The organism is Streptomyces sp. NPDC050759, assembly GCF_044456945.1.
Classification (GTDB): Bacteria; Actinomycetota; Actinomycetes; order Streptomycetales; family Streptomycetaceae; genus Streptomyces.
Genome location: NZ_JBITGI010000001.1, coordinates 1,197,328 through 1,221,082, shown reverse-complemented (window position 1 = coordinate 1,221,082; position 23,755 = coordinate 1,197,328). Strand labels below are relative to the sequence as shown.

At 71.1% G+C, this 23,755-nt stretch carries 25 protein-coding genes; 15 read left to right on the top strand and 10 right to left on the bottom strand.

Annotated elements, in window-relative coordinates; translation table 11 throughout:
• Positions 1–314: 314 nt before the first annotated feature.
• The 5 genes from ACIBJB_RS05420 (at position 315) to ACIBJB_RS05400 (ending at position 3,849) form a co-directional block, all read left to right on the top strand.
• Positions 315–572 carry a hypothetical protein gene (locus ACIBJB_RS05420; protein ID WP_398926693.1) on the top strand — a complete coding sequence of 86 codons (258 nt, stop codon included), beginning with the start codon at positions 315–317 and terminating at the stop codon, positions 570–572.
• Positions 573–632: 60 nt separating this feature from the next.
• Positions 633–1,904 (top strand): 3-phosphoshikimate 1-carboxyvinyltransferase, encoded by a 1,272-nt coding sequence (gene aroA / locus ACIBJB_RS05415; protein ID WP_398926691.1) that lies wholly within the window; start codon positions 633–635, stop codon positions 1,902–1,904.
• A 50-nt stretch (positions 1,905–1,954) separates the two neighbouring features.
• Positions 1,955–2,707: a hypothetical protein gene (locus ACIBJB_RS05410; protein ID WP_398926688.1), complete on the top strand. Its 753-nt coding sequence runs from the start codon at positions 1,955–1,957 to the stop codon at positions 2,705–2,707.
• Position 2,708: 1 nt separating this feature from the next.
• Entirely contained in the window at positions 2,709–3,344 is a 636-nt protein-coding gene (locus tag ACIBJB_RS05405; RefSeq protein ID WP_398926860.1) for a GNAT family N-acetyltransferase, read from the top strand.
• A gap of 127 nt (positions 3,345–3,471) precedes the next feature.
• On the top strand, positions 3,472–3,849 hold the full coding sequence (locus ACIBJB_RS05400; protein ID WP_398926686.1) for a hypothetical protein: 378 nt from the start codon (positions 3,472–3,474) through the stop codon (positions 3,847–3,849).
• Positions 3,850–3,857: 8 nt separating this feature from the next.
• Here ACIBJB_RS05400 and ACIBJB_RS05395 read toward each other — a convergent pair whose 3' ends face one another.
• Positions 3,858–4,031 carry a DUF397 domain-containing protein gene (locus ACIBJB_RS05395; RefSeq protein ID WP_398926684.1) on the bottom strand — a complete coding sequence of 58 codons (174 nt, stop codon included), beginning with the start codon at positions 4,029–4,031 and terminating at the stop codon, positions 3,858–3,860.
• A complete protein-coding gene (locus ACIBJB_RS05390; protein WP_398926682.1) occupies positions 4,028–4,846 on the bottom strand; it encodes a Scr1 family TA system antitoxin-like transcriptional regulator in 819 nt (272 codons plus the stop codon). Before ACIBJB_RS05390 ends, ACIBJB_RS05395 begins: the two co-directional genes overlap by 4 nt.
• A 126-nt stretch (positions 4,847–4,972) precedes the next feature.
• On the opposite strand from ACIBJB_RS05390, the gene ACIBJB_RS05385 reads away from it, so the two are divergent.
• Positions 4,973–5,368: an ATP-binding protein gene (locus ACIBJB_RS05385; protein ID WP_398926680.1), complete on the top strand. Its 396-nt coding sequence runs from the start codon at positions 4,973–4,975 to the stop codon at positions 5,366–5,368.
• Here the strand turns inward: ACIBJB_RS05385 and ACIBJB_RS05380 are convergent.
• Positions 5,270–6,259 carry a LysR substrate-binding domain-containing protein gene (locus tag ACIBJB_RS05380; protein WP_398926679.1) on the bottom strand — a complete coding sequence of 330 codons (990 nt, stop codon included), beginning with the start codon at positions 6,257–6,259 and terminating at the stop codon, positions 5,270–5,272. The genes ACIBJB_RS05385 and ACIBJB_RS05380 overlap by 99 nt on opposite strands.
• Before the next feature lie 92 nt (positions 6,260–6,351).
• Here ACIBJB_RS05380 and ACIBJB_RS05375 point away from each other — a divergent pair, with 92 nt between their 5' ends.
• Entirely contained in the window at positions 6,352–6,930 is a 579-nt protein-coding gene (locus ACIBJB_RS05375) for an RBBP9/YdeN family alpha/beta hydrolase (RefSeq protein WP_398926677.1), read from the top strand.
• Here the strand turns inward: ACIBJB_RS05375 and ACIBJB_RS05370 are convergent.
• Both ACIBJB_RS05370 and ACIBJB_RS05365 read right to left on the bottom strand, forming a co-directional pair.
• Positions 6,914–8,149, bottom strand: a complete 1,236-nt coding sequence (locus ACIBJB_RS05370) for an MFS transporter (protein ID WP_398926675.1) — start codon at positions 8,147–8,149, stop codon at positions 6,914–6,916. The genes ACIBJB_RS05375 and ACIBJB_RS05370 overlap by 17 nt on opposite strands.
• A gap of 81 nt (positions 8,150–8,230) precedes the next feature.
• Positions 8,231–9,640, bottom strand: coding sequence for a PLP-dependent aminotransferase family protein (locus ACIBJB_RS05365; RefSeq protein ID WP_398926673.1), 1,410 nt, complete (start codon positions 9,638–9,640; stop codon positions 8,231–8,233).
• A gap of 77 nt (positions 9,641–9,717) precedes the next feature.
• Between ACIBJB_RS05365 and ACIBJB_RS05360 the strand changes: the two genes are divergently transcribed.
• Complete coding sequence (locus tag ACIBJB_RS05360; RefSeq protein ID WP_398926671.1) at positions 9,718–9,945, top strand: hypothetical protein; 228 nt, start codon at positions 9,718–9,720, stop codon at positions 9,943–9,945.
• Between the two features lie 92 nt (positions 9,946–10,037).
• On the opposite strand, the gene ACIBJB_RS05355 is transcribed toward ACIBJB_RS05360, so the two are convergent.
• The 4 genes from ACIBJB_RS05355 to ACIBJB_RS05340 all read right to left on the bottom strand — a co-directional run bounded on the left by ACIBJB_RS05355 (position 10,038) and on the right by ACIBJB_RS05340 (position 13,665).
• Positions 10,038–10,838 (bottom strand): sugar phosphate isomerase/epimerase family protein, encoded by an 801-nt coding sequence (locus tag ACIBJB_RS05355; protein ID WP_398926669.1) that lies wholly within the window; start codon positions 10,836–10,838, stop codon positions 10,038–10,040.
• 239 nt (positions 10,839–11,077) lie between these two features.
• Positions 11,078–12,010 carry a GNAT family N-acetyltransferase gene (locus ACIBJB_RS05350; RefSeq protein ID WP_398926667.1) on the bottom strand — a complete coding sequence of 311 codons (933 nt, stop codon included), beginning with the start codon at positions 12,008–12,010 and terminating at the stop codon, positions 11,078–11,080.
• A 76-nt stretch (positions 12,011–12,086) separates the two neighbouring features.
• A complete protein-coding gene (locus tag ACIBJB_RS05345; RefSeq protein WP_398926665.1) occupies positions 12,087–12,683 on the bottom strand; it encodes a dihydrofolate reductase family protein in 597 nt (198 codons plus the stop codon).
• A gap of 187 nt (positions 12,684–12,870) precedes the next feature.
• Positions 12,871–13,665 carry a DUF4253 domain-containing protein gene (locus ACIBJB_RS05340; RefSeq protein WP_398926664.1) on the bottom strand — a complete coding sequence of 265 codons (795 nt, stop codon included), beginning with the start codon at positions 13,663–13,665 and terminating at the stop codon, positions 12,871–12,873.
• A 141-nt stretch (positions 13,666–13,806) separates the two neighbouring features.
• Between ACIBJB_RS05340 and ACIBJB_RS05335 the strand changes: the two genes are divergently transcribed.
• From ACIBJB_RS05335 to ACIBJB_RS05320, 4 genes are all read left to right on the top strand, one after another.
• Entirely contained in the window at positions 13,807–14,424 is a 618-nt protein-coding gene (locus ACIBJB_RS05335; protein WP_398926662.1) for a DinB family protein, read from the top strand.
• A 198-nt stretch (positions 14,425–14,622) separates the two neighbouring features.
• Positions 14,623–17,991 (top strand): RHS repeat-associated core domain-containing protein, encoded by a 3,369-nt coding sequence (locus tag ACIBJB_RS05330; protein WP_398926660.1) that lies wholly within the window; start codon positions 14,623–14,625, stop codon positions 17,989–17,991.
• 56 nt (positions 17,992–18,047) lie between these two features.
• A complete protein-coding gene (locus tag ACIBJB_RS05325) occupies positions 18,048–18,230 on the top strand; it encodes a hypothetical protein (RefSeq protein WP_398926658.1) in 183 nt (60 codons plus the stop codon).
• Between the two features lie 546 nt (positions 18,231–18,776).
• Positions 18,777–18,995, top strand: a complete 219-nt coding sequence (locus ACIBJB_RS05320; protein WP_398926656.1) for a hypothetical protein — start codon at positions 18,777–18,779, stop codon at positions 18,993–18,995.
• A gap of 288 nt (positions 18,996–19,283) precedes the next feature.
• Here ACIBJB_RS05320 and ACIBJB_RS05315 read toward each other — a convergent pair whose 3' ends face one another.
• Positions 19,284–20,330 (bottom strand): LacI family DNA-binding transcriptional regulator, encoded by a 1,047-nt coding sequence (locus ACIBJB_RS05315; protein WP_398926654.1) that lies wholly within the window; start codon positions 20,328–20,330, stop codon positions 19,284–19,286.
• 265 nt (positions 20,331–20,595) lie between these two features.
• On the opposite strand from ACIBJB_RS05315, the gene ACIBJB_RS05310 reads away from it, so the two are divergent.
• Genes ACIBJB_RS05310 through ACIBJB_RS05300 form a run of 3 tightly spaced genes read left to right on the top strand, consistent with a single transcriptional unit; the run spans position 20,596 to position 23,725 of the window.
• A complete protein-coding gene (locus ACIBJB_RS05310) occupies positions 20,596–21,747 on the top strand; it encodes a Gfo/Idh/MocA family oxidoreductase (RefSeq protein WP_311719691.1) in 1,152 nt (383 codons plus the stop codon).
• The gene (locus ACIBJB_RS05305) at positions 21,744–22,898 is read left to right on the top strand and encodes a dihydrodipicolinate synthase family protein (protein ID WP_398926652.1); all 1,155 of its coding nucleotides are present in this window, start codon (positions 21,744–21,746) and stop codon (positions 22,896–22,898) included. The genes ACIBJB_RS05310 and ACIBJB_RS05305 overlap by 4 nt, the downstream gene beginning before the upstream one ends.
• Positions 22,895–23,725 (top strand): sugar phosphate isomerase/epimerase family protein, encoded by an 831-nt coding sequence (locus ACIBJB_RS05300; RefSeq protein WP_398926650.1) that lies wholly within the window; start codon positions 22,895–22,897, stop codon positions 23,723–23,725. The genes ACIBJB_RS05305 and ACIBJB_RS05300 overlap by 4 nt, the downstream gene beginning before the upstream one ends.
• The last annotated feature ends 30 nt before the right edge of the window (positions 23,726–23,755 follow it).

Genomic DNA, 23,755 nt, shown 5'->3' with positions numbered 1-23,755 from the left:
CGGGAAGTTTCTGCCAGTCAAGGGAGCGCGCAGCAACCAGAAAGGGGCCGCCATCGGCGCAGTTGGAGGGGGGCGCGCCGATGACGGCGTGCTGCCGGCCGCAGTACGGAGGAGAGGGTTGGTCAGCGTTCGCAGCCAGCAGCGAGGCCGACGCCGCACCACGGTGACTCTCCGGCAGCTTGCGCATTGGACGAGCGGCGGCGGGGCGGGGTTCCCGGCTGCGGCCTGATTTCCCCAAGTTGGTGCGGCGGGGGCCAACGGGACGGATGAGCCGCCATATTCGGGCCGACCGCGCCCCGGCGTAGAGTCGGTGCATGAGCCAGTTGCTGCCGCTCCTGACCATCCTCGCCGGTCTTGCCGTGACCCTGGCCCTCTTCGCCCTGCTGGCCCGCCACGTCCGCCGCCGCGGGACGGCGGGCGGGGCCCTGCGCGGGGCGATGGCGGCGCACGACGAGATGTGGCACGCAACGGCGGCCGACTCGTACTACGAGCTCCAGGTCCAGACGGACCGCAAGGCGCCGCTGCCGGACGACCGGTGGAGGCGGGGGTCACGCCCCGGGCGTCGCCACTGAACGCGGTCCACCCCGTGGACGTCCCGGCGTCGGAGGGGGTCGTGGGCGATCATGAGGGGCATGCCCGCCGACACGCCCGCCCCGCAGAACCTCTCCCTCCCCGGCTCCAAGTCCATCACGGCCCGCGCCCTCTTCCTGGCCGCCGCGGCCGACGGAGTCACCACCCTCGTACGCCCCCTCCGCTCGGACGACACCGAGGGCTTCGCCGAGGGCCTGGTACGGCTGGGCTACCGGGTGGGCCGTACACCGGACGCGTGGCAGGTGGACGGCCGCCCGCAGGGACCGGCGGTCGCCGAGGCGGACGTGTACTGCCGTGACGGCGCGACGACCGCCCGCTTCCTGCCCACCCTGGCCGCGGCCGGCCACGGCACGTACCGCTTCGACGCCTCGCCCCAGATGCGCAGGCGCCCCCTGCTGCCCCTGTCGCGTGCGCTGCGCGACCTGGGCGTGGACCTGCGGCACGAGGAGGCGGAGGGCCATCACCCGCTGACGGTGCGGGCGGCGGGCGTGGAGGGCGGCGAGGTGACGCTGGACGCGGGGCAGTCCTCCCAGTACCTCACCGCACTCCTGCTGCTGGGCCCCCTGACCCGCCGGGGCCTGCGCATCCGCGTCACGGACCTGGTGTCGGCGCCGTACGTCGAGATCACCCTCGCGATGATGCGGGCGTTCGGGGTGGAGGTGGCGAGGGAGGGCGACGTCTTCGTGGTCCCGCCGGGCGGCTACCGCGCCACGACCTACGCGATCGAGCCCGACGCGTCCACGGCGAGCTACTTCTTCGCGGCGGCGGCGGTGACCCCGGGCGCCGAGGTGACCGTCCCGGGCCTGGGCACGGGCGCGCTCCAGGGCGACCTCGGCTTCGTGGACGTACTGCGCCGGATGGGCGCCGAGGTGTCCGTCCGCCCCGACGCCACCACGGTCCGCGGCACCGGCGAACTGCGCGGCCTGACGGTCACCATGCGGGACATCTCGGACACGATGCCGACACTCGCGGCGATCGCCCCCTTCGCCTCCGCCCCCGTCCGCATCGAGGACGTGGCGAACACCCGGGTGAAGGAGTGCGACCGCCTGGAGGCCTGCGCGGAGAACCTGCGGCGGCTGGGCGTGCGGGTGGCGACGGGCCCGGACTGGATCGAGATCCACCCGGGGCTCACTCCTTCGGCCGACACGCGCATCACGACGTACGGCGACCACCGCATCGTCATGTCCTTCGCGGTCACCGGGCTCAGGGTGCCGGGTATTTCGTTCGACGACCCGGGGTGCGTGCGGAAGACTTTCCCGGGCTTTCACGAGGCTTTCGCGGATCTCAGGGCGGGGTTCGCCGACCGACGTTGACGGACTACGGGCGATGGGGGGCGCGGGTGCACAGAACCCGAGGCGGAGGGGTGCGTACGGCGACGCTGCTGGCGGCGATGGCGCTGACATCCTGCACAGCCTGCGGCGACAGCGGCGAGGCGCGGGAGTTCCGGGACGCGCTCCGGCCGCTGCGGGAGGCGAAGTCGTTCCGGATGGTGGGGGAGTTCCGCGGCCCCGACGGGACGAAGACCGCGTTCGACGCCCGCCTCGACGGCCGGGGCGCGTGCGAGGGAACGGTGGGAGGCGCGGAGAGCCTCCTCGTCGGTGAACAGGTGTGGACGCGCTGGGACGACAGCGCGCTGCCCAAGGCCGTGAGCAGGCTGTCCGGGGACACGGAGATGGCCCCCCTCGACCCGGTCGCCGACCCGGCGGAGGACGAGCAGTGGGCCGCGGTCAAGCTGCTGCGGGGCGCGTACATGGTCACGGCCCTGCCCGGCGACGTACCGGAGACGGAGGGCATCGCCCCGGTGTGCCGGACGGGACTGCTGCTCGCGGGGGCGGCGACGGGCGCCGACGACGTGACCTCCGCTCCGGTGACCGTGCGCGGCGGTGAACGCCTGCGCCCGCTGTCCCGCAGCGACGGACCGGTGACCATCCGCGTCTACCTGCCGACGCGGGGCGGTCCCCGGGTACGGCTCGCCGAGTACGAGGTCGAGGGAGGCCGGTCCTTCTCCATGAGCTTCCGCGACCTCGGCGCCCCCGTGCGGGTCAGTCCGCCGAAGGGCGAGCAGACCGTCTCCTCCGACGACGTGACGACGGTTCTTCGCGAAGGCGGTGCGTGACGTGGATGTCCGGCTGGAGTGCCCCGTCCTGGAGGGCGGGCTCGTACGTCTGGAGCCACTGGCGCACCGGCACGCGGCCGATCTGGCGGTGGCGGCGGAGGAGCAGCGGCGGACGTACGCGTTCACCTGGGTGCCGAGGGCCGACGAGGTCGGCGACTACATCGACGCACAGCTCGCCCGGGCGGCGACGGGACGGCTCGCGCCGTACGCGCAGGTGTCGATGGCCTCGGGGCGGGCGGTGGGCGCGACGGCGTACTGGGAGCCGCGGTGCTGGCGGTCGGACGACCAACTCGACGCGGTGGAGGTCGGGTTCACGTGGCTTGCGGGCTCGGCCCAGGGCACGGGAGTGAACGCCGAAGCGAAACTCCTGCTCTTCCGGAACGCCTTCGAGGAGTGGGGCGTCTCCCGCGTCGACCTCAAGACGGACGCCCGCAACGAGCGCTCCCGGGCGGCGATCGAAAGCGTGGGCGCCCGCTTCGAGGGTGTCCTGCGCAACTGGTCACGGTCGTGGGCGCCGGGGGAGGACGGCCGGCTCCGTGACTCGGCGATCTTCTCGATCACGGCGGAGGAATGGCCTGGGTGTCGGGGGCGGTTGGAGGCGAGAGTGGCGAAATTCGCGCTCTGGAACGGGCCGTGACCGCTGTATGGCCTCGCCGTGTCAGAGGCGTGCGTGTGGAACGACGCCGTCCCCATCGCACACCAGTGCGCCACCTGCTCATGTCTGCCACTATGTGAGTCTTCAACATCACCTGGGGGCAAGGGTCATGCGGACCACGACAGCGCTCATTTCCACGGCAGCCCTGCTGTTGACGCTTGCCGCCTGTTCGGACGGATCAGGGGACTCCGGCAGCCCGGCGGACAGTGCCACAACTTCCTCCTCGGCGGCCACCACCGCGCCGCCGGCCGACACCGAGGCGATCCGCGCCTGCATGAAGGGCATCGACGCGCTCTACATGCCGGACTGGTCGCCGACGACCCCGCCGGAGACCCGGCCGGCCGGCTGCGAGTCGCTGTCGGTCACCGAATACGGCTACGCCTACCGGAGCGCCGTGGTGGCGATCACCAAATCGCTGGAGGAGGCTCGGGAGGCCCTCGAAAGCAGCGGAGTCATTCCCACCAGGGGGAGTTCGGGACACCGTTGAGTTGTTGGTCACCGGGTGAGGTGCGTGAGGAAGGACGCCCAGGTGGCGGGGGAGACGGTGAGGTGGCCGGCGTCGGGGGTCTTGGAGTCGCGGATGTGGATGGCGGAGGTGGTGGCGACCTCGACGCATTCGCCGCCGCCGGAATCGCTGTAGCTGCTCTTGATCCACGTCAGCTCACTCATAGCTCACCCGCCAACTGCTCGATCAGCTTTACGGATTCCTCCGGTCGGAGGGCCTGACTTCTGATCATCGCATAGCGGCGGCTGAGGACGCCCACCTCGGCGGGCTTGGACACCAGCAGGCTCTTGCCCAGGGCTTCCGTGTACACGAGGGAGGTCTGCTCCGGGGTCTCGATCACTGTCATGGGACCTCGCAGGCCCGCGTGCACGCCGAGCCGCGAGGGCATCACCTGGAGGACGACGTTGGGGCGCTCGGCGCACGCCCGCAGGTGTTCGTACTGGCTCCGCATGACCTCTGCGCCGCCGACCCGCCTGCGCAGTGCTTCCTCTTCGAAGATCACGTTGATCACGCAGACGGGCTTGCGGTCGAAGAGCGCCCGGCGTTCGAGCCGTGCCAGCGCCAGCTGATCGATCTCGTCCTCGTCCAGCGGTGGGAAGTCACAGCGGAACAAGGCGCGTGCGTACGCCTCCGTCTGGAGCAGGCCGTGAATCAGCTGCGTGCTGTACGAAGAGACGCTCAGCGCTTCCTGCTCCAACTGCACGAACCCCTGGAAGTACTCGGGGTACCTCTCCAGCCGCAGGAACTTGGCAGCCGCCGAAACAAGCCCCCCGGCATCCAACGCCTTCTCCGCCCCCTCGATGAACTCATCGGTCGCGGGCTTCGCGCATGTCTCCACCGCGCTCACCGCCGCCCCCGAGTACGCCATCAACTCACCCAACTCGTTCTGCGAGAGCCCCTTCGCCGTCCGCAACAGCCGCAGCACCTCCGCGAAGTACTGCGCGGCCGGTGAGGACGAGTTCTTATTGGTCTGGCCCATCGCGGTCGGCCCCCTCAACTCAACGCGACTCAACCCGGATCAACGCGCCCCCAACCCCGCTCGACACCGCGGACCGTCGACGCTCAGTCACTGTCGAAGGTAGCGAGCAGGACCGACAGTCGTAGGGTGAACACGGAAAGTAACTCCTGGCGTCGCTCCTTCATGCCGGTCGTCGAGAACATCCCCGAGGTCCGGCTGGGCGCCCGACTGGTCCTCGCCGCCTGGGCGGTGCCGGCGGACGTGAGCGAGACGGCAGTACTGATCCTGTCCGAGCTGGCGGCGAACGCCGTACGGCATGCACGGATCCCCGGCCGCACCTTCGACGTGACCCTCACCCATGACGACCAGAAGACCATCGAGATCGAGGTCGGCGACGGTTCGCCCCACCTCCCCGTGCTCAAGCCCTATGACCCGGAAGCCACTTCAGGTCGCGGCCTGCTCCTCGTGGAGGCCCTCGCCGACACCTGGGAGGTCCGGCACCGGGAGTTCGGCAAGACCGTGTGGGCCCGCGTCCTCGCTTGAGCCGGTCGACTCGGCGGCGGAAAGCCGTAGTTGGTCCAGGACCGTCGCCACCACCGGGTCGCCCTCCGCCCCCGTCCGTACCGCCGCGAAGACGTGCCGGGACGGGGCCTCGCCCTCGGTCGTCAGGAGGGACAGCCGACGGTGGCTGTACACCGGGCGGACCAGACGGGGGATCAGGGCCACGCCTTGGCCCGCCTCCACCAGCGCCGCCACCGCGGCCCAGTCGTCGACCGCGTGCCGGATGTCCGGAGTGAAGCCGGCCGCCGCGCACAGCGCCCGGGCCACCGCCCCGACGCAGCTGCGGGCGTCACCCAGGATCCACGGGTCGGCCGCCAGTTCCCGCAGCCGGATCCGGCCGCCGTCCGCCAGCCGATGGCCGGCCGGTACGGCGATGTCCATGACGTCCGTCAGGAGGTCCACCCTGCTGTAGCGGGCGTCGGTGTCCGGCGGCGTCAACGCGAAGTCCACCGCCACCGCCACGTCGATCTGGCCGCCGTCGAGCGCGGTGAACAGATCCGGCGGCGTCGATTCGACCACGTCGACGCGGACCCGCGGCAGCCGCTCGTCCAGCCCGCGCAGTACGTCGGGCAGCAGACCGAGGATCCCGCTCGACAGGCAGCCGATGGTGACCGCACCCCGGCCGCCCTCGCCGTACGCCGCCAAGTCGGCCCGCGCCCGCTCCAGTTGGGCCGCGACGAGGTCGGCGTGCGCCAGCAGGACGCGGGCCTGACCGGTCAGCCGTACGCCCCGCCCGTCCTTCTCCGTCAGTGGCACGCCCACCTCGCGGGCCAGCGTCGCGAGCTGCTGGGAGACAGCGGACGGAGTGAGGTGCAGGGCCTCAGCCGTCCTCGCCAGGCTGCCCCGGCGCTGTAGCTCGCGGAGGACGGCCAAGCGGCGCAGGTCAATAATGAAGGGCTCGCTTACCGGTTCCACTGTGAAAGATTAACTGGACCTGATGGCCGGTGATCGGAACCATCGACGCCATGACCGCCTACCTCATCCTCCACGGCTGGCAGAACCACCGGCCCGACGACCACTGGCAGCACTGGCTCGCCGACCGCCTCACCGACCTCGGCCACCACGTCACCTATCCCCAGCTGCCCGACCCCGACGACCCCGACCTCGACACCTGGCTCACCGAACTCGACCGGCATCTCGGCCGGCTGCCCGCCACCGGAGAGCGGGTCGTCATCGCCCACAGCGCCTCCGCCCTGCTGTGGCTGCACGCCGTCGCACGCGGGCTCGTGCGGCACGGCTCCGCCGACCGGGTGCTGCTCGTCGCCCCGCCCTCCGCCTCCGTCCTCGGACACCACCCGGAGGTCGCCGAATTCGCCCCGCCCGCCCTGGAGTTCACCCTCCCCGGGCCCACCCGCCTGGTCGCCGGCGACGACGACCCGTACTGCCCGGAGGGGGCCCGCGAGACCTTCGGCGAACCACTCGGCATCCCCGCCGACATCCTCCCCGGCGCTGCCCACCTCGACCTGGACGCCGGTTACGGCGCCTGGCCCGCCGTACTGGACTGGTGTCTGGACCCGGACGCGCGGATCACACCTCGTCCGTAGCCGGAACCGCCCGCAACTCCGGTGTGCTCACCCCGACATATCCCACCGCGGCCACACACATCAGCCCGCCCGTGATCAGCGCCGTCACGCCCGAACTCCAGCCCGCGACCAGGCCGCCGCGCAGGTTGCCGAGGTGCGGGCCCGCCTGGCCGACGATCGTCTCGGCGGCCGTGACCCGGCCGAGCAGGGCGTCGGGGGTGCGGGTCTGGACGATGGTGGTGCGGGACAGGACGGCGAGGGCGTCCGCCGCGCCGGCCAGCGCCAGGATGCCGAGGCCCGCCCAGGCACTGGTGGTCAGGCCGAACAGCGCGAGGGCCGCGCCCCAGGTCGCCGACGCGCACAGCATCACCGGGCCGGGGCGGGCCAGGCGGGTGACCGGGCCGGAGAAGACCGTCGCGGCGACACCGCCCACGGCGAGTGCGGACAGGAACAGGCCGAGCGTGCGCGGGTCGCCGCCGAAGCGCTCCTCGTTGACCAGCGGAAACAGGCTCACCGGCATGGACAGGACGGTGGCGGCCAGGTCGGTCAGCAACGCGCCGCGCACCACCCGGTCGCCGGTCAGAAAACGCAGCCCGTCCAGGACACCGTGCAGACCGGGGCGGGACTTCTCGCCCTCGGGCGGCAGCGCGGGCAGACCGTAGGCGCCGTAGAAGGACATCGCGAAGCTCAGGGTGTCCAGGATGTAGCAGACGCCGATGCCCCACCAGCCGAGCACGACCCCGGCGACCGCCGGGCCGACCAGCATCATCGCCTGGCCGGTGACCTGTTGGAGCGCGAGACCGGCGGCCACCTGCTCCCGGGGCAGCAGCCGCGGCACGAACACACCGGCGGCGGGTGCGCCGAGCGCGGCGAAGGAGGTCTGCGCCGCGACCAGCAGCAGGACGACCATCACCGGCGCGTGCCCGGCGAAGCCCTGCACGGCCAGCAGCAGGGAGCAGACCGCCGAGCCGACGGTGCCCGTGAGGTAGACCCGGCGCCGGTCGGCCCGGTCGACCCAGGCACCCGCGAACAGGCTCACCCCGACCATCGGCACCGCCTGCGCGACACCGACCGCTCCGCTCCAGATCGTGCTGTGGGTCATGTCCCAGACCTGGTACATGACGGTGACCATGGTCATGAAGGTGCCGAGCGTGGACACCGTGCGCCCGAACAGCAGCCGCCGGAAGACCGGGGAGGCGCGCAGGGGCCGTACATCGAGGAACGTACGGCTGAGGCTCATGACACGGGGACCGCGGCGGGGGCGGGGTTGGGCTGAGGCACCCCGGGACGGTAACGGGCCGCCCCCGTCCCGGCCACCGAATTACCGGCTCGCCTCGATCGCCGCAACCAGGTGCCCCACCGCCTGCTCCACCATGCTGTCGGCCAGGTTGCCGTAGCCGAGGACCAGGCCGTGGCCCGCATGGTCCTCGGTGGCGTGATAGGCGGCGAGGTCGGCGACGGCCAGCGACCGGGCGGCCGCCGCCCTGACCACGGCCGCGGTGTTCACGTCGGCCGGCAGCCCGAGGATGAGGTGGAGCCCGGCCGCGATGCCGGACACCGGGGCGTCGGGCAGCTGTTCGGCGAGGGTCCGTACGAGCGTGTCGCGCCGGTCGCGGTAGCGCTGTCGGCAGGCCCGCAGGTGACGGTCGTAGGCGCCCGACTCCAGCAGGGAGGCGAACGCGAGCTGGTCGAGGGCCGGGGGATGGGTCGCCGCCTGGTCGATCCGGTGCAGGATGTCGGTCCAGCGCGAGGGCGCCACCAGCCATCCGATGCCGAGCGCCGGGGAGAGGGTCTTGCTCAGGGACTTCAACAGGATCACCCGGGGCGGGTCCATGCCCTGCAGGGCCGCGACCGGGCGGCGGTCGTAGCGGAACTCCGCGTCGTAGTCGTCCTCCAGTACGACGCCGTCCACCCGGCGGGCCCAGTCGAGCAGCGCGGCCCGCCGCTCGGGCACGAGCACGGTGCCCAGCGGGAACTGGTGCGCCGGGGCGGCCAGCACGGCCCGCAGCCCGGAGTGTCCGGCGAGGTCGTCGACGCGCAGACCGCCGTCGTCCGTGCGCACGGGCACCGGCTCCAGACCGGCGGCGCGGATCACCTGCCGCAGCCGCGTCCAGCCCGGCTCCTCGCAGCCGACGGCGGTGATGCCCTGGGAGCGCAGGGCACGGCAGACGCGCCGCACCCCGTCGGTCACGCTCGTGCACACCGTCACGCCCTGGGCCGTCGTCGAGACGCCGCGGGAACGGCCCAGGTACGCGGCGAGCAGTCCTCTGAGTCGGGGGTGACCGCCGGGCGGCGGATAGCCGAACTCCGTGAACGCCGTGTTCGTCACCTGGGCGCGGACGGCCTCGGCCCACCGGCGGCGCGGGAACGCCCGTAGATCCGGCAGGCCCGGCGCGAGGTCGAAACGGGCCTCGGGGGCCTGGCGGGCCACGGGGCGTTCGGCGTCGCCGTCCCGGTCGCCGGACCAGCGCACCCGGGTCGCGGAGCCGCTGCGGGCCTCCAGATATCCCTCGGCCACGAGCTGGCCGTACGCCTCGGTCACCGCCCAGCGGGAACAGCCGAGGTCACCGGCGAGCTGCCGGCTGGGCGGCAGGGCGGTGCCGACCTCGACCCGCCCGCTGCGGATCGCCGAGCGCAGCGCCCGCTTCACCCGTTCGTGCAAGGGGCCCTCGCCCGCCCGGCCCAGATCGATCAGGAGATCGCCCGCCAGATTGGTCTGTGATACCCGCATGCCATTGGACGGTAGCAGCGGGCCGTTTCTTCCTACCTTCGACAGTGAGCTTCGGCAGACACACGGAGGAGAACGCGATGACCACACCGAGGAGTTCGCTGCCCGGCCAGGACCACCCGCTGTTCCAGGGCGTGTTCAGCGACTGGCAGGCGAAGGCCGGCGCCCTGTCCGCGCTGCCGGACGCACCGGTCGTCACGGACGCCCCCGGGACGCAGCGGCCGGTGTGGCACCGGTTGCGGCCCCTGCGGGGACGGGGGCGGAGCTGGTGGGGCGGGCGGGCGCCGCAGCGTGCTGCGGTCAGGTGAGCGCACCGAGCAGGCCTGTGCCCCGGCGCCCGGCGCAGTCTCAGCCCGTCCCGACTGCTTGACCACTTGATCGCTTGACCGCTCGATGCTGCTTACGCCGAGTCGTTCAGGAGTCGTGCCAGGTGCTCGCGGCCCGCTCCCAGCAGCTCCTCCAGCGGCGCGGCCGCCTCGTACCACCGCTTCTCGTACTCCCAGCACAGCCAGCCGTCCCAGCCGTGCCGGGAGAGGACCTCGACACACTCCGCGAGCGGCAGGACGCCGGCGCCGAGCGCGACCGGGGTGGTGTCGTCGGCCGACGCGATGTCCTTGACCTGGACGTATCCGAGGTGCGGGGCGAGGGCCGCGTAGGTCTCGGAGGGCTGCTCGCCGCCCAGCCAGGTGTGCATGACGTCCCAGAGGGAGCCGACCTGACGGTGGCCGACCGGACCGAGGACACGGATCGCGTCGGCGCCCGTGCGGTGCGAGTCATGGGTTTCGAGGAGGATGCGTACGTCGAGGTCGCCGGCGTACTCCGCGGCCGTACCGAGCCGCCTGGCGGCCGTGGTGTCGGCGTCCTCCCGGGACTGGTCGGACGCGGCGCCCGGGAAGACGCGCACGAAGCCGGCGCCGAGGTCGCGGGCGAGGTCCAGGAGACGGTGGATCTCCTCCACGACGGGTTCGTCGTCACCGGGCGCGGCCACGCGCGCGTACCCGGCGACACCGAGGACCTCCACGCCCGCCGCCTTGAACTCGGCGACCGCGTCGGCCCGTTCGGCGAGCCCGATACCGGGGTGCACCGGCTCCTCGGGATGTGCGCGCAGTTCTACGCCGTGATAGCCGTGCGTGGTCGCGAGCCGCAGCACGTCGGTGAGGGGGAGGCCGGGGACACCGAGGGTGGAGAACGCCAGTTTCATGCGCCCTACTCTCACCCGGTCGAGTCGGTGAGGTCCAGCCGGGAGCCAGGATGAGCCGGGGGGCTCCGGCCCAGCCGCCCGTATGAGCCGAGCCGCGTCCGGCCTGCCTTCTCGCCCCCCCTGCGCCGGTCGACTCCCGCCCGGCCGCCTGGATGAGCCGCCTCCGGCCTCCCTTCTCGCTCCCCCGCGGGTCAGCTCGCGCCCTGCCGCCCCGGATGAGTCGCCCCTCGGCCACCCCCTCACTCACCCGTACCGGTCAGGTCCAGTCGCCAGTCCTGCCCGTTCAGGTCCTTGCCGAAGGAGCGGTGCGGCTCCTCGGCGACCAGGACGAAGCCGTGGCGCTGGTAGACACGGCGGGCGGAGGTGAGGACGTCGTTGGTCCACAGGACCAGGTCGCGGTAGCCGACACCGCGCGCGAAGTCGACGACGGCCGACACCAGCCGGTCCCCGATGCCCAGGCCGCGCGCGTCGGGCTCGACGAGGAGCAGCCGTAGCCGGGCGGTCGCGGGCGCCTCGTCCCGGACGCACATCACGCACCCCACCGGACGCCCGTCCAGCTCGGCGATCCACACCCGCTCCAGATGTGGATCGTGGTCTTCCGCGAAGTCGGCGACGATCCTTGCGACCAGTCCCTCGTAGTCGGCGTTGAAGCCGTACTCGGCGGCGTAGAGGGCCGCGTTCCGGGCCACGATCCAGCCGAGGTCACCGGGTCCCGGCTCGCGCAGCAGGACGTCCTCGCGGCGCGGCGGGCGGCCGTCGGACAGGAGCGTACGGACGGTCCGCATCGCCTCGGTGAGCCGGGGCCGGTCGGCGGAGGGCACGGTCGCCAGGAGCGCGCCCACGGATTCGTCGGCGCGCTCGGCGAGCAGCGCGGCGGTCTCCCGGCCGCGCGCGGTGAGCGTCACCCGGCGCCGGCGCGGATCACGGGCCGAGGCCGTCCGCTCGATCAGTCCGTCCTGCTCGAACTTGTTCAGGATCCGGCTCAAGTACCCCGCGTCCAGCGAGAGTTCGGTGCGCAGATCGGCCGCGTCGGTGCGCGGCGAGTGCGCGAGCTCGTACAGGACGCGGGACTCGGTGAGGGTGTACGGGGCGTAGAGCTGGCGGCTGTAGTCGAGGGCGCCGATGACGTTCGTGTAGAAGCGGTTGAAGGCGCGGATGTCCTGGACGGTCATGTCGGTCGACCCCCGGATGCTTGACTCAGTCAGAGATACCGATGGACTGAGCGTAGGACGTCCGCGCCCGCCGCGGCTACCCCTCTGTAGCGGGCCGGTACACGCACACCTGCACGCCGGTCTTCCCGGTGACCGTGGACACCAGCTCGAACGGCCGCTTCGCCCCGTCCTCCGGGAAGATCGACTTACCGCCGCCGAGCAGTACCGGCATCACGATGAGCTGGAGCTCGTCGACGAGGCCCTCGCTGATCAGTGTCCGTACGAGGGTGGGGCTGCCCATCATCGCCAGCTCGCCGCCCTCACGCTCACGCAGCTCCCGGATCCGCGCGACGGCCTCGCCGCCCGGAATGCGCTCGGTGTTGTTCCACGTCAGCTCGTCATCACCGAGGGTGTCGGTCACGACGTACTTCTTCAGCGAGTTCAGCCGGTCCGCGAAGGGATCGCCGGCCTGCTCCGGCCACGCCCCCGCCATCGTCAGATACGTCTTCCGCCCGTACAGCAGCGCCTCGGCCCGCTCCATGCCCTCGGTGAACGCCGGTCCGAGCACCTCCTCGTCGAAGTACGGGTGCGACCAGCCGCCGTGCGCGAACCCGCCGTCGGTGTCCTCCTGGGGACCGCCGGGGGCCTGCACGACGCCGTCCAAGCTGATGAACTCGCTGACCACGATGCGCATGGGACTCACTCCAGTTCGTTGTCGGTTACGGCACTGCAGACCGAGGTGGGGCGCGGAACTCATCGGCACGGGACTCGCCGGGGTTCACCGGTGTTCGCCGGTATTGGCCGGGCTTCTCCGGGCTTCTCCGGTGGGAGCGAGCCTACGACGATGCCGCGCACCCCGCCTCAGTCCTGCTCGGTCCCGCTCAGTCCCACCAGAACCGCCACTCCGTCCGCCCCACGAGCTCGCGCGCGTACTCCGGGAACGGCGTCGGCGGGTCGTCCACGATGTTGTCCGCGGTGGTCAGCACATGCTCCAGCGCCAGCCGCTCCGCGTGCCCCGCGTCGAGCGGCGGCCGGGCGACGGAGACATGGACCTCACCGCCGTACGCCGCCACGACCCGCGCCCCGAACCGGTCCTCCCAGCTCCGCAGCAGGGCGGTGAGCAGCGGTATCGGAGCACCGTGGTCCCAGCCGACCACCGCCGGAACGTCAGCGGAGAGACGGGCGGGGACGAGGGCGAGGGTGAGCGAGGCCGCGTACGGGTCGGTGCACAGCAGCTCGGCTACGGCATGTGCCGCCGCCTCCTCGGGCCCCGGCCCGGCACCACCGACCGGCCCGGCGGGCGCGAGCCCCGGCCAGCCGCTGAACGGCGGCCCCGGATCGTGCGGCCAGGGCTCGACATCCTCCGGGGTGTCCTCGGACAACTCGGCGGTGGAGGGATCGGACCAGTACGGCAGCCGCTTCTGCCGGTACGCGGCGAAGTCGGCGGCCAGCACCGCATCGAGCTCTACGGCGTCGGCGGCGGCCGGGCTCCCGGGCCGCCCGTGATCGTCCGGCCGGCAGAGGTGGGGATACAGCCCGGTGACCGCAGCCTGCCGGAGCAGCCCTGCCCACAACTCTTCTACGCCGTCCGGTAGTTCGTCGCAGAGCCACACCTCTGTCGGCCCCCGGTACTCGAACCGTCCGGAAGGCAGCCTGTCGGGCAGTGAGAAGACCATGCCAGGACGATAGGGCCCGGCACTGACATTGATCCTGATACTCAGGTTCCGGTGGCCGTGGCTCGGGCACTGACTGACGTCCAGCGGACGGTGGGCAAGAAATCCGGTGGACAGGGATCACCCCGACGACAGACTCGTCCCATGACCGCTTCCGACCCCGGCACCGACCTCCGCCTCTACCTCCAGGACGGCCGCAACGCCGTCCTCCTGAAACTGGAGGGCCTGTCGGAGTACGACGTCCGCCGCCCGCTGACCCCGACCGGCACGAACCTCCTCGGCCTGGTCAAGCATCTCGCCGGGGCCGAGGCGATGTACTTCGGCGAGACCTTCGGCCGACCGTTCCCCGATGCCCTGCCCCTGTGGATCACCGGCGCCACGGAACCGAACGCCGACCTGTGGGCGACCCCCGACGAGACACGCGAGGAGATCGTCGACGGCTACCGCCGGGCCTGCGCCCACGCGGACGAGACGATCGCCGCCCTCCCCCTGGACACGCTGGGCCGCATCCCCTGGCCCCCGCACTCCGAACTCACCCTCCACCGCATCGTCGTCCACATGATCGGCGAGACCCATCGCCACGCGGGACACGCCGACGTCGTACGCGAACTCGTGGACGGGTCGGTGGGGCAGAGGTCGGAGGGCGACAACATGGCATCCGGGGACGCGAGTTGGTGGGCGGAGTACCGAGAGCGGGTGGAGCGAGCGGCGCGAAGAAGCGCTTTCGGTCAAGTCAACCGGCATATTCCAGACCGGAAGTGAGCATTCCTCACCTTCGCGGGTGAGATTCATGACCATGTGCCCCGTTTTGGAGATGCGAAGAGGTAGGGCCGATTCCTGCCCGCATGGGAAGGGAGTTGAAGGGCACGCCGCGCCGTTTTGTGTGTCTCTTGTGGCAGCTTGTGCGTCGCCTGTGACCGCCGTGGTCAACAGTTTCTGACTTCCTGTGGGGGGAAGCTGATGCATTCGCGTGCCGCACGCACGCCGTCTCGGCGTGCCCGGAGATCACCCAGAATCGCTCTCACCGCCGCCATCGCCACCGCGGCCCTGGTCGTGGCCGCCGCACCCGGCCTGGCGGCCCCTTACGAACCGCCCCTGCCCAAGCCGGAAAGCCCGTGGACGAAGCCGACGAAGGTCGACGTCCCGGCCACACCCGCCGGCGTGACGAAAGCCCCACGCTCCGAGGCGGAGGCCGGGGTGTCGTCCGAGGTCACCGCCTGGCGGGCGGCGCAGAAGGCCCGCACCACGGGCGGGACGGCCACGTCCCGGACCGCTGCCGCCGAGGCCGTCCCGTACCTGCCCGAGGGCCAGGGCCAGGTGCCCTGGCACCGCCGCCTCGACACCCGCCTCAGCGACACGACCGTCGCGCGGGTGAGTCTGTCCAACGGCAACCTGATGCTGGCCGCCACCGACTTCGACATCGCCGGCGTCGGCCAGAAGCTTCAGCTGGCACGGACGTACAACAGCCTGGAAGCCCCCTGGGGCAAGGTCTCGCAGCGCTGGTGGCAGGGCTACGAGCGCTACCTCCAGGTCAACGACGGCGAGGTGGACGTCTTCGACGCCACCGGCGACCTGCTGCGGTTCACCGAGAAGACCGGCGGCGGGTACACCACCCCGACCGGCTACTCCAAGGACCTCGCCAAGAACACGGACGGCACCTACACCCTGACCGACCGCAAGTCCGGCAGCCGCGACACCTACGACGCGAACGGCACCCTGACCAAGGTCACGGACAAGAACAAGGGCACGATCACCGTCGATCAGCACGACGAGACCGGCGAGCTCAAGGGCTTCAAGCTGACCGAGACGCGCTCCGGGCGCTGGATCGACCTGGTCAAGACGTACCCGAACCAGTGGCAGGCCACCGACCACACGGGTCGTACGGCCGTGTTCGACCTGGACTCCGCCGGCTATGTGGGCAAGGTGACCGACACCGCGGGCAAGGCCACCGACTACACCTACGACGGCGACGGCCGGATCATCAAGGTCATCACCCCGGAGGGCACCACCACCGTCTTCACCTACGACGACCACAACCGCGTCACCTCGATGCTGCGCGCCACGGAATCCACGAGCAACGGCCACACCGGCCCGACCTGGCGCTACGACTACTCGGCCGCCACCCCCGCCGAGGCGGGCACGACGACGGTCACCGACCCGGACGGCGACAAGACCGTCTACACGCACAACGCGGACGGCGAGGTCACCAAGGTCACCGACCCGCTCCAGCACTCCCGCCACACCAAGTACGTCAATCACCTGACCCAGACCGCCACGGACGCGATGGGCACCGGCGCCGACGGCACCGGCGGCAATGTGACGACGTACGGCTGGGACAGCCGCAACAACGCCACGTCCGCCAAACTGCCGCTGGGCGCGACCGCCGCGGTGACGGCGTACCAGACCATCGCGGGCACCGATCTGCCGAACGACTTCACCAGCGCGGACGGCCGCAAGGACACCTTCAAGTACGACACCAACGGCAACACGATGTCGGTGACCACCTCCGGTACCGCGGGCGCCACCCGTGAGTACACCTACAACAAGGCGACCCCGACCTGCGGTGGCTTCGAGGGACAGCGCTGCACCGCGAAGGACGGCAACGGCAAGGTCACCTCGTTCAGCTACGACGGCAAGGGCAACCTGGCCAAGGTGACCCCGCCCGCCCCGCTGGGCGCCACGACGTACACCTACGACGAACTCGGCCGGGTGGAGACGGCGACGGACGGCCGCGGCATCAAGACCGTCTACGCCTACGACACCCGAGACCGCGTGAAGACGGTCTCCTCCCCCAACTCCACGGTCACCTACTCCTACGACGGTGACGGCAACGTCACGTCCCGCACGGACGCCTCCGGCACCACTCGGTGGGACCACGACAAGCTCAACCGCGAGAGCGTGCGCACCCTCCAGAACGGCGCGCAGACCGTGCTTGCCTACACCCCGGGCGGCGAGGTCGACCACTACACCGACCCGACCGGCAAGACGGACTACACCTGGGACGCCGCGGGCCGCCTGGACTACCTGACCGACCCGGCCGGCAAGAAGACCGACTTCGACTACGACAAAAACGACAAGCGCACAGAGACCGTCTACCCCGGCGGCACCACACAGTCGTTCACTATCGACAAGAACGGCCGCCCCTCGGCTGTCAAGACCACCTCGGGCACGACCACCCTGGTCGACCTCACCTACAGCTACGCCAGCGCGGGCAAGGACACCACCAAGATCCGCACCCGCACCGACAACGCCACCGGCCGCAAGACGACCTACACCTACGACAGCCAGGAGCGGCTGTCCTACGCCCTGGAGGCCGACTCCGCGGGTGCCCGTACGGCGTCGTGGCTGTACTGCTGGGACAAGGCCGGCAACCTCACCGCGCAGGACGGCACCGCGTCGACCTGTCCCACCACGCCCACCTGGACCTACAACGACGCCAGTGAGCTGACCGCACAGAACGGCTCCACGACCGGGTGGTCCTACGACAAGACCGGCAACGAGGCGGCGGGCGGGCGCACGGCCGCCACCGCGCGGACGAACGAGACGTGGACGGACTACAGCCAGCTGTCCGGCATCACGGTCGGCGGCACGAACCGCGACGTGGTCCACGCGGGCACCGACAACTCCGAGCGGACGAAGCTGGGTTCGACGTGGTTCCACCACACAGCGCTGGGGCTGGCGTCCACGACGACGAACGGCGTGGACACCGGATTCATCCGTGAACCGGCGGGCACGTTGAATTCCATGACGACTGGGGGGAAGTCCTACTACTACCTCACCGACGCCACCGGCAACGTGCTCGGCCTGGTCGACGACGCGGGCAAGCGCACGCACACGTACGCCTACGGTCCGACGGGCCTGCCGCGCACGACCCCGACGGAGGCGGTGCCCCAGCCGTTCCGCTACACCGGCGCCTACCTGGACCCGACGGGCGTGTACAAGATGGGCGCCCGCTACTACGACCCCCAACTCGGCCGCTTCACCCAGCCCGACCCGTCGGGACAGGAGAAGAACCCGTACCTGTACGCGGGCGGCGACTTCATCAACAACAGCGACCCCACAGGACTCTTCAGCTTCCCTGACGTATCGGGAGCCCTCGAGTGGGCGTCCCTGACACAGAAGATCATGAGTGGTGACGAGCAGGGGGCCTACGCCGCCAAGGTCGGCATTCTCGTGGGAATAGGCACCGAGATGGTCTGCGGAGCGGCAGCTGCGGCAGGCGCCGCCGCCACGCTCGGTCTTTCCATCGGCGCCGGCATCACAGGCTGCACGATGCTGTCCATGGGACTCGGCGCGGCAGCGGCTGCCGGAACCGAGGCTGCGCTGTAACGAGGACGCCGTGAGCGAGTCGGGGGCCCGCAAGGGTCCCCGACGTGGAGGTTCACATGGTCAAAACACTGCTGTTCATTGCGACGGTCGCGGCCGTTCTCCTCATCGTGCTGGGAGTCTCCGCTCTGAGCCAGGGGAAGCCCGCCGCCGGCGCGATTCCGATCACCCTGGGAGTAGTCATTGCTGCCTGCTCTGTCTGGGTGCTCCGATTTCAGCGGAAGAAGGGGGGCGGCAGTTGAGCGATCTGGTCCCGGCGAAGACGACCGAATCAGGAATCATCGTTCCGTCGCTCGGTGCGTCGACGGAGTTGGTCATCGGAGCGTTCGTCATAGCGCTGGCCGTTATTTGCGCGTATTACTTCACGCGGAGAAAGTGACACTCGCTGCAGCCCGGGGGCGTGCGGCCGAAGCGTGCGGCGGGGCGAGGCCCACCGTGCGGGTGACCGGTTCACCGCCGGTCCGGGAGGGCGCAGGCCTCGCCGATCAGTGGGGCACCGCCCGCGTCCGCGTCGCCAGGCAGGACGCACGCGCCTGACGGTCGGCGGCACGAACCGCGACCTGGTGCACGCGGGCACCGACAACTCCGAGCGTACGAAGCTGGGTTCGACGGGGTTCCACCACACGGCCTGGGACTGGCGTCCACGACGACGAACGGCGTGGACACCGGATTCATCCGTGAACCGGCGGGCACGTTGAATTCCCGGAGCCCGTGGAACCGAAGCCTGGGCCCGCTTTCCGTGACCGGGGCGGGCTCAGGCCCCCACATCTCGACACCAGGAGGTTGGGATGCGCGTCTTCCTCTCGGGTTTCGGCATCCTCGCAGGCCTTGGGCTCATCATTTACAGCAAGAAATTCGCGCGCGCCGCCACGAATCAGCGCAACGTGTTCGGCAGGGCGAACGCAGCCGCCGGCGAGTCCACCGTGCGGACGGGTCCGCTGATCGTAGGACTCTTCCTGATCATCATGGGAGCCCTCGCGGCCACCGGAGTGGCTGGGGTCGAATGACACGACTGGCCGAGCCGGTTCCAACGCTGCTTTATGCGAAGCGACACTGCCGCAACCGACTGGCCGGTGCCCAACGCCCAGACCCGACAAGGCGCTCCCGCGGCCATTCCGGTGCTCGTTATCGGCTTGTCAGTCGGGATCTTCGTCTCAGAGGTCGAAACAATCAGCGACACCTGATGCGTCCAAGGCCGACGGGAACCGTTCACGGTGGTCATGGAACAGGCGTGAGCCTTGCGCTGGGCAAGCCCTGACCGACCCCGATGCCCCCCCAGCCGACCGACACCCCCCTCAGCCCCGAGGAACCCCCGAAGACCCCCGAACCATCAGCTCCCCCCGAACCGTCGCGATCCCCCCCGGCGGCGGCTCCTCCCGCCCCATCGCGATCCGCCCCGCCCGCGCCCCCGCCTCCGCCAACGGCAACCGCACCGTCGTCAGCGCAGGCACCGCGTCGATGCTGAACGGCAGGTCGTCGAACCCGGCGACGGACACGTCGTCCGGAATCCGCAGCCCCGAGTCCCGCAGCGCCGCACACGCCCCCAGCGCGACGGAGTCGTTCGCGGCCACCACGGCCGTCAACGACGGATCCCGCCGCAGCAGCTCCAGCGTGGCCTCGTATCCAGAGCGGCGGTCGTAACGGCCGTGCACGGTCCAGCGAGGATCCTCCTCGATCCCGTGTGCCGCGAGCGCCGCCCGGTGTCCCTCCAGCCGGTGCCGGGTCGTCGTCCGCTCCTCGGGGCCCGCGATGTACCCGAGCCGCCGGTGCCCGAGCCCGATGAGGTGCTCGGTGAGTTCCTTGCCTCCGCCCCGGTTGTCGAAGGTCAGCGCGAACGCCCCGGTCTCCGGCGCCGGCGGCCGCCCGCACAGCACGATCCGCGTGCCGGCGTCCGCGAGCTTGCGCAGCTTGGCGGACATCGCGGCCTTGTGCGGCGCGTCCTCCACCGCCCCACCCGTCAGGACGACCGCCGCCGCCCGCTGCCGTTGCAGCAGGGTGAGATACGTCAGCTCCCGCTCCGGGGAACCCCCCGTGTTGCAGACGACCCCGAGCCGCTCGCCGCCCGCGCGCCCGCCCGGCCCCCCGATCTCCGACTGGATCGCACCGGCCATGATCCCGAAGAAGGGGTCCGCGATGTCGTTCACGAGGATCCCGACCAGATCCGACGTGGCGGCGGCGAGCGAGCTCGCCGGACCGTTGAGCACGTAGTCCAGCTCGTCCACGGCCCGCAGTACCCGCTCACGCGTGGTCGCGGCCACGGGGTAGTTCCCGTTCAACACGCGCGACACCGTCGCGGGGGAGACCTGGGCGCGGGCCGCCACGTCCGCCAGGGTCACCGTCATCTCGTCGTCCTCCGGTCGCGCGCCGCAGCGCATGTCAGTCGTACTCCGTCGTACACGCGGGCACCAAGGTCCCGGTTCCGAGCCGACCTTAAGGCCATTACGCCCAGCTGTTCGCCCCCTCGAACAACTCACCCCGTTCGCGGTCTTGTCCAGACCGCTGGTCAGAGGCTAGCTTCTTCCTAGATAGAAAGCGCTTGCTGTAACGCTCATCAGTGGAGCGTGCGCGGCGCGCACGACCGCGTACGACTCCTACGAAGGGAATGACGTGACACGCAAGACGGTGCGGATCGCCATGAACGGTGTGACGGGGCGCATGGGCTACCGCCAGCACCTCGTCCGCTCGATCCTGGCGATCCGCGAGCAGGGCGGTCTCGACCTGGGCGACGGCACGGTGCTGTGGCCCGAGCCGATCCTGGTGGGCCGCCGCGAGCACGCCCTGAAGGCCCTGGCCGAGCAGCACGGCATCGAGCACATCTCCACCGATGTGGACGCGGTCCTCGCCGACCCGACCGTCGACATCTACTTCGACGCCCAGGTCACCTCCGCCCGCGAGCAGGCGATCAAGAAGGCGATCGCGGCGGGCAAGCACATCTACACGGAGAAGCCCACCGCCACCGGCCTGGAGGGCGCCCTCGAGCTGGCCCGTCTCGCCAATGAGAAGGGCATCAAGCACGGCGTCGTCCAGGACAAGCTCTTCCTTCCCGGCCTGCTCAAGCTGAAGCGCCTCATCGACGGCGGCTTCTTCGGGCGGATCCTCTCGATCCGCGGCGAGTTCGGCTACTGGGTCTTCGAGGGCGACTGGCAGACCGCCCAGCGCCCCTCGTGGAACTACCGGGCCGAGGACGGCGGTGGCATCGTTGTCGACATGTTCCCGCACTGGGAGTACGTGCTCCACGAGCTCTTCGGCCGGGTGAAGTCCGTCCAGGCCCTCACCGCCACCCACATCCCGCAGCGCTGGGACGAGAACGACAAGCCGTACGACGCCACCGCCGACGACGCCGCCTACGGCATCTTCGAGCTCGAGGGCGGCGCCATCGCCCAGATCAACTCCTCCTGGGCCGTCCGCGTCAACCGCGACGAGCTCGTCGAGTTCCAGGTCGACGGCACCGAGGGCTCCGCCGTCGCCGGCCTGCGCAACTGCCGTGTCCAGCACCGCAGCGCCACCCCCAAGCCGGTCTGGAACCCGGACATCCCCGCCACCGAGGTCTTCCGCGACCAGTGGCAGGAGGTCCCGGACAACGCCGAGTTCGACAACGGCTTCAAGGCCCAGTGGGAGCTCTTCCTCAAGCACGTCTACGCCGACGCCCCCTACCAGTGGGACCTCCTGGCCGGTGCCCGCGGCGTCCAGCTCGCCGAACTGGGCCTGAAGTCCTCGGCCGAGGGCCGCCGTTTCGACGTACCGGAGATCTCGCTGTGACCATCCAACTCCCTGACTTCCAGGGGGGCTTCAGGGCCTACGAGCCCCGGAAGGAACCCCTCGCCGCCACCCCCGGCACCCCCTTCACCTCCCGTACGGTCTTCTCGGCGGCGCACGTCGTCGCCGACCCGTTCGCCGACGTGTCGCCGGATTCCCCGGCCGCCGTCGACTGGGACGCCACCCTCGCCTTCCGCCGCCACCTGTGGTCGCACGGGCTCGGGGTCGCCGAGGCGATGGACACCGCCCAGCGCGGGATGGGCCTGGACTGGGCGGGCGCGGCCGAGCTGATCCGGCGCAGCGCCGCCGAGGCGAAGTCGGTCGGCGGTCTCATCGCCTGCGGTGTCGGCACCGACCAGCTCACCGGCCCCGCGACCCTCGCGGAGGTCCAGGCCGCCTACGAGGAGCAGCTCGCCCTCGTCGAGGAGTCCGGCGCCCAGGCGATCCTGATGGCCTCCCGGGCCCTCGCGGCCGCGGCGAAGGGCCCCGAGGACTACCTGGAGGTCTACGGCCACCTCCTGCGCCAGTCCGCCGAGCCGGTCGTCCTGCACTGGCTGGGCCCCATGTTCGACCCGGCCCTGGAGGGCTACTGGGGGTCGAGCGACCTGGACGCCGCCACGGACACGTTCCTCGAGGTCATCGCGGCCCACCCCGACAAGGTCGACGGCATCAAGGTCTCCCTCCTGGAAGCCCGGCGCGAGATCGACATCCGGCGCCGGCTGCCGCAGGGCGTCCGCTGCTACACCGGCGACGACTTCAACTACCCCGAGCTGATCGCGGGTGACGACCAGGGCTTCTCCCACGCCCTGCTGGGCATCTTCGACCCGCTGGGCCCGCTGGCGGCCGAGGCGGTCCGCGTCCTGGACACCGGGGACGCCAAGGGCTTCCGCGAACTCCTCGACCCCACCGTCGAGTTGTCGCGCCACCTCTTCCAGGCACCCACCCGCTTCTACAAGACGGGCGTGGTCTTCCTGGCCTGGCTGGCCGGCCACCAGTCGCACTTCACGATGGTCGGCGGCCTCCAGTCGGCCCGCTCCCTCCCGCACTTCGCGCGCGCGTACGAACTCGCCGACGGCCTGGGCCTGTTCCCGGACCCGAAGCTGGCCGAGGAGCGCATGAAGAACCTGCTGTCCCTGTACGGGGTGAACCAGTGACCGACCTGTCCCGCTTCTCCATCAACCAGATGACGGTCAAGCAGCTGTCCATGCCCGAACTGGTGGAAGCCTGCGGCCAGTTGGGTGTCGTCAACGTCGGTCTGTGGCGCGAGCCCGTCCAGTCGTACGGCCTGGAGGCGACGGCCAAGCTGGTCCGCGACGCGGGTCTCACGGTCACCACCCTGTGCCGCGGCGGCTTCTTCACGGCGATCGACCCGGGCGAGCGGGCCGCGGCGCTGGACGACAACCGACGCGCGGTCGACGAGGCGGCGACGCTGGGTACCGACACCCTGGTCCTGGTCTCCGGCGGTCTCCCGGCCGGCTCCAAGGACCTGCACGGTGCCCGCGAACGCATCGCGGACGCCCTGTCCGTCCTGGGCCCGTACGCGGAGGAGCACGGGGTGAGGCTGGCCATCGAGCCGCTGCACCCCATGTACGCCTCGGACCGCTGTGTCGTCTCGACGCTCACCCAGGCCCTCGACCTGGCGGAGCGCTTCCCCGCCCGGCAGGTCGGCGTCACGGTGGACACGTACCACATCTGGTGGGACGACAACGCGCCCGCGCAGATCGCCCGCGCGGGCGCCGGCGGCCGTATCCACACCTTCCAGCTCGCGGACTGGACGACCCCGCTGCCGGAGGGCGTCCTCAACGGCCGCGGCCAGATCGGCGACGGCGCGATCGACATGCGGGAGTGGCAGCGGTACGTCGAGGCGGCCGGGTACACGGGCGCCATCGAGGTCGAGCTGTTCAACGACGCGCTGTGGGCGCGGGACGGCCGCGAGGTCCTCGCCGAGACCGCCGAACGGTTCGTGGCCCACACCCTTTGAGGGTGAGACTGCCCCACCCGTCGCGGCCGA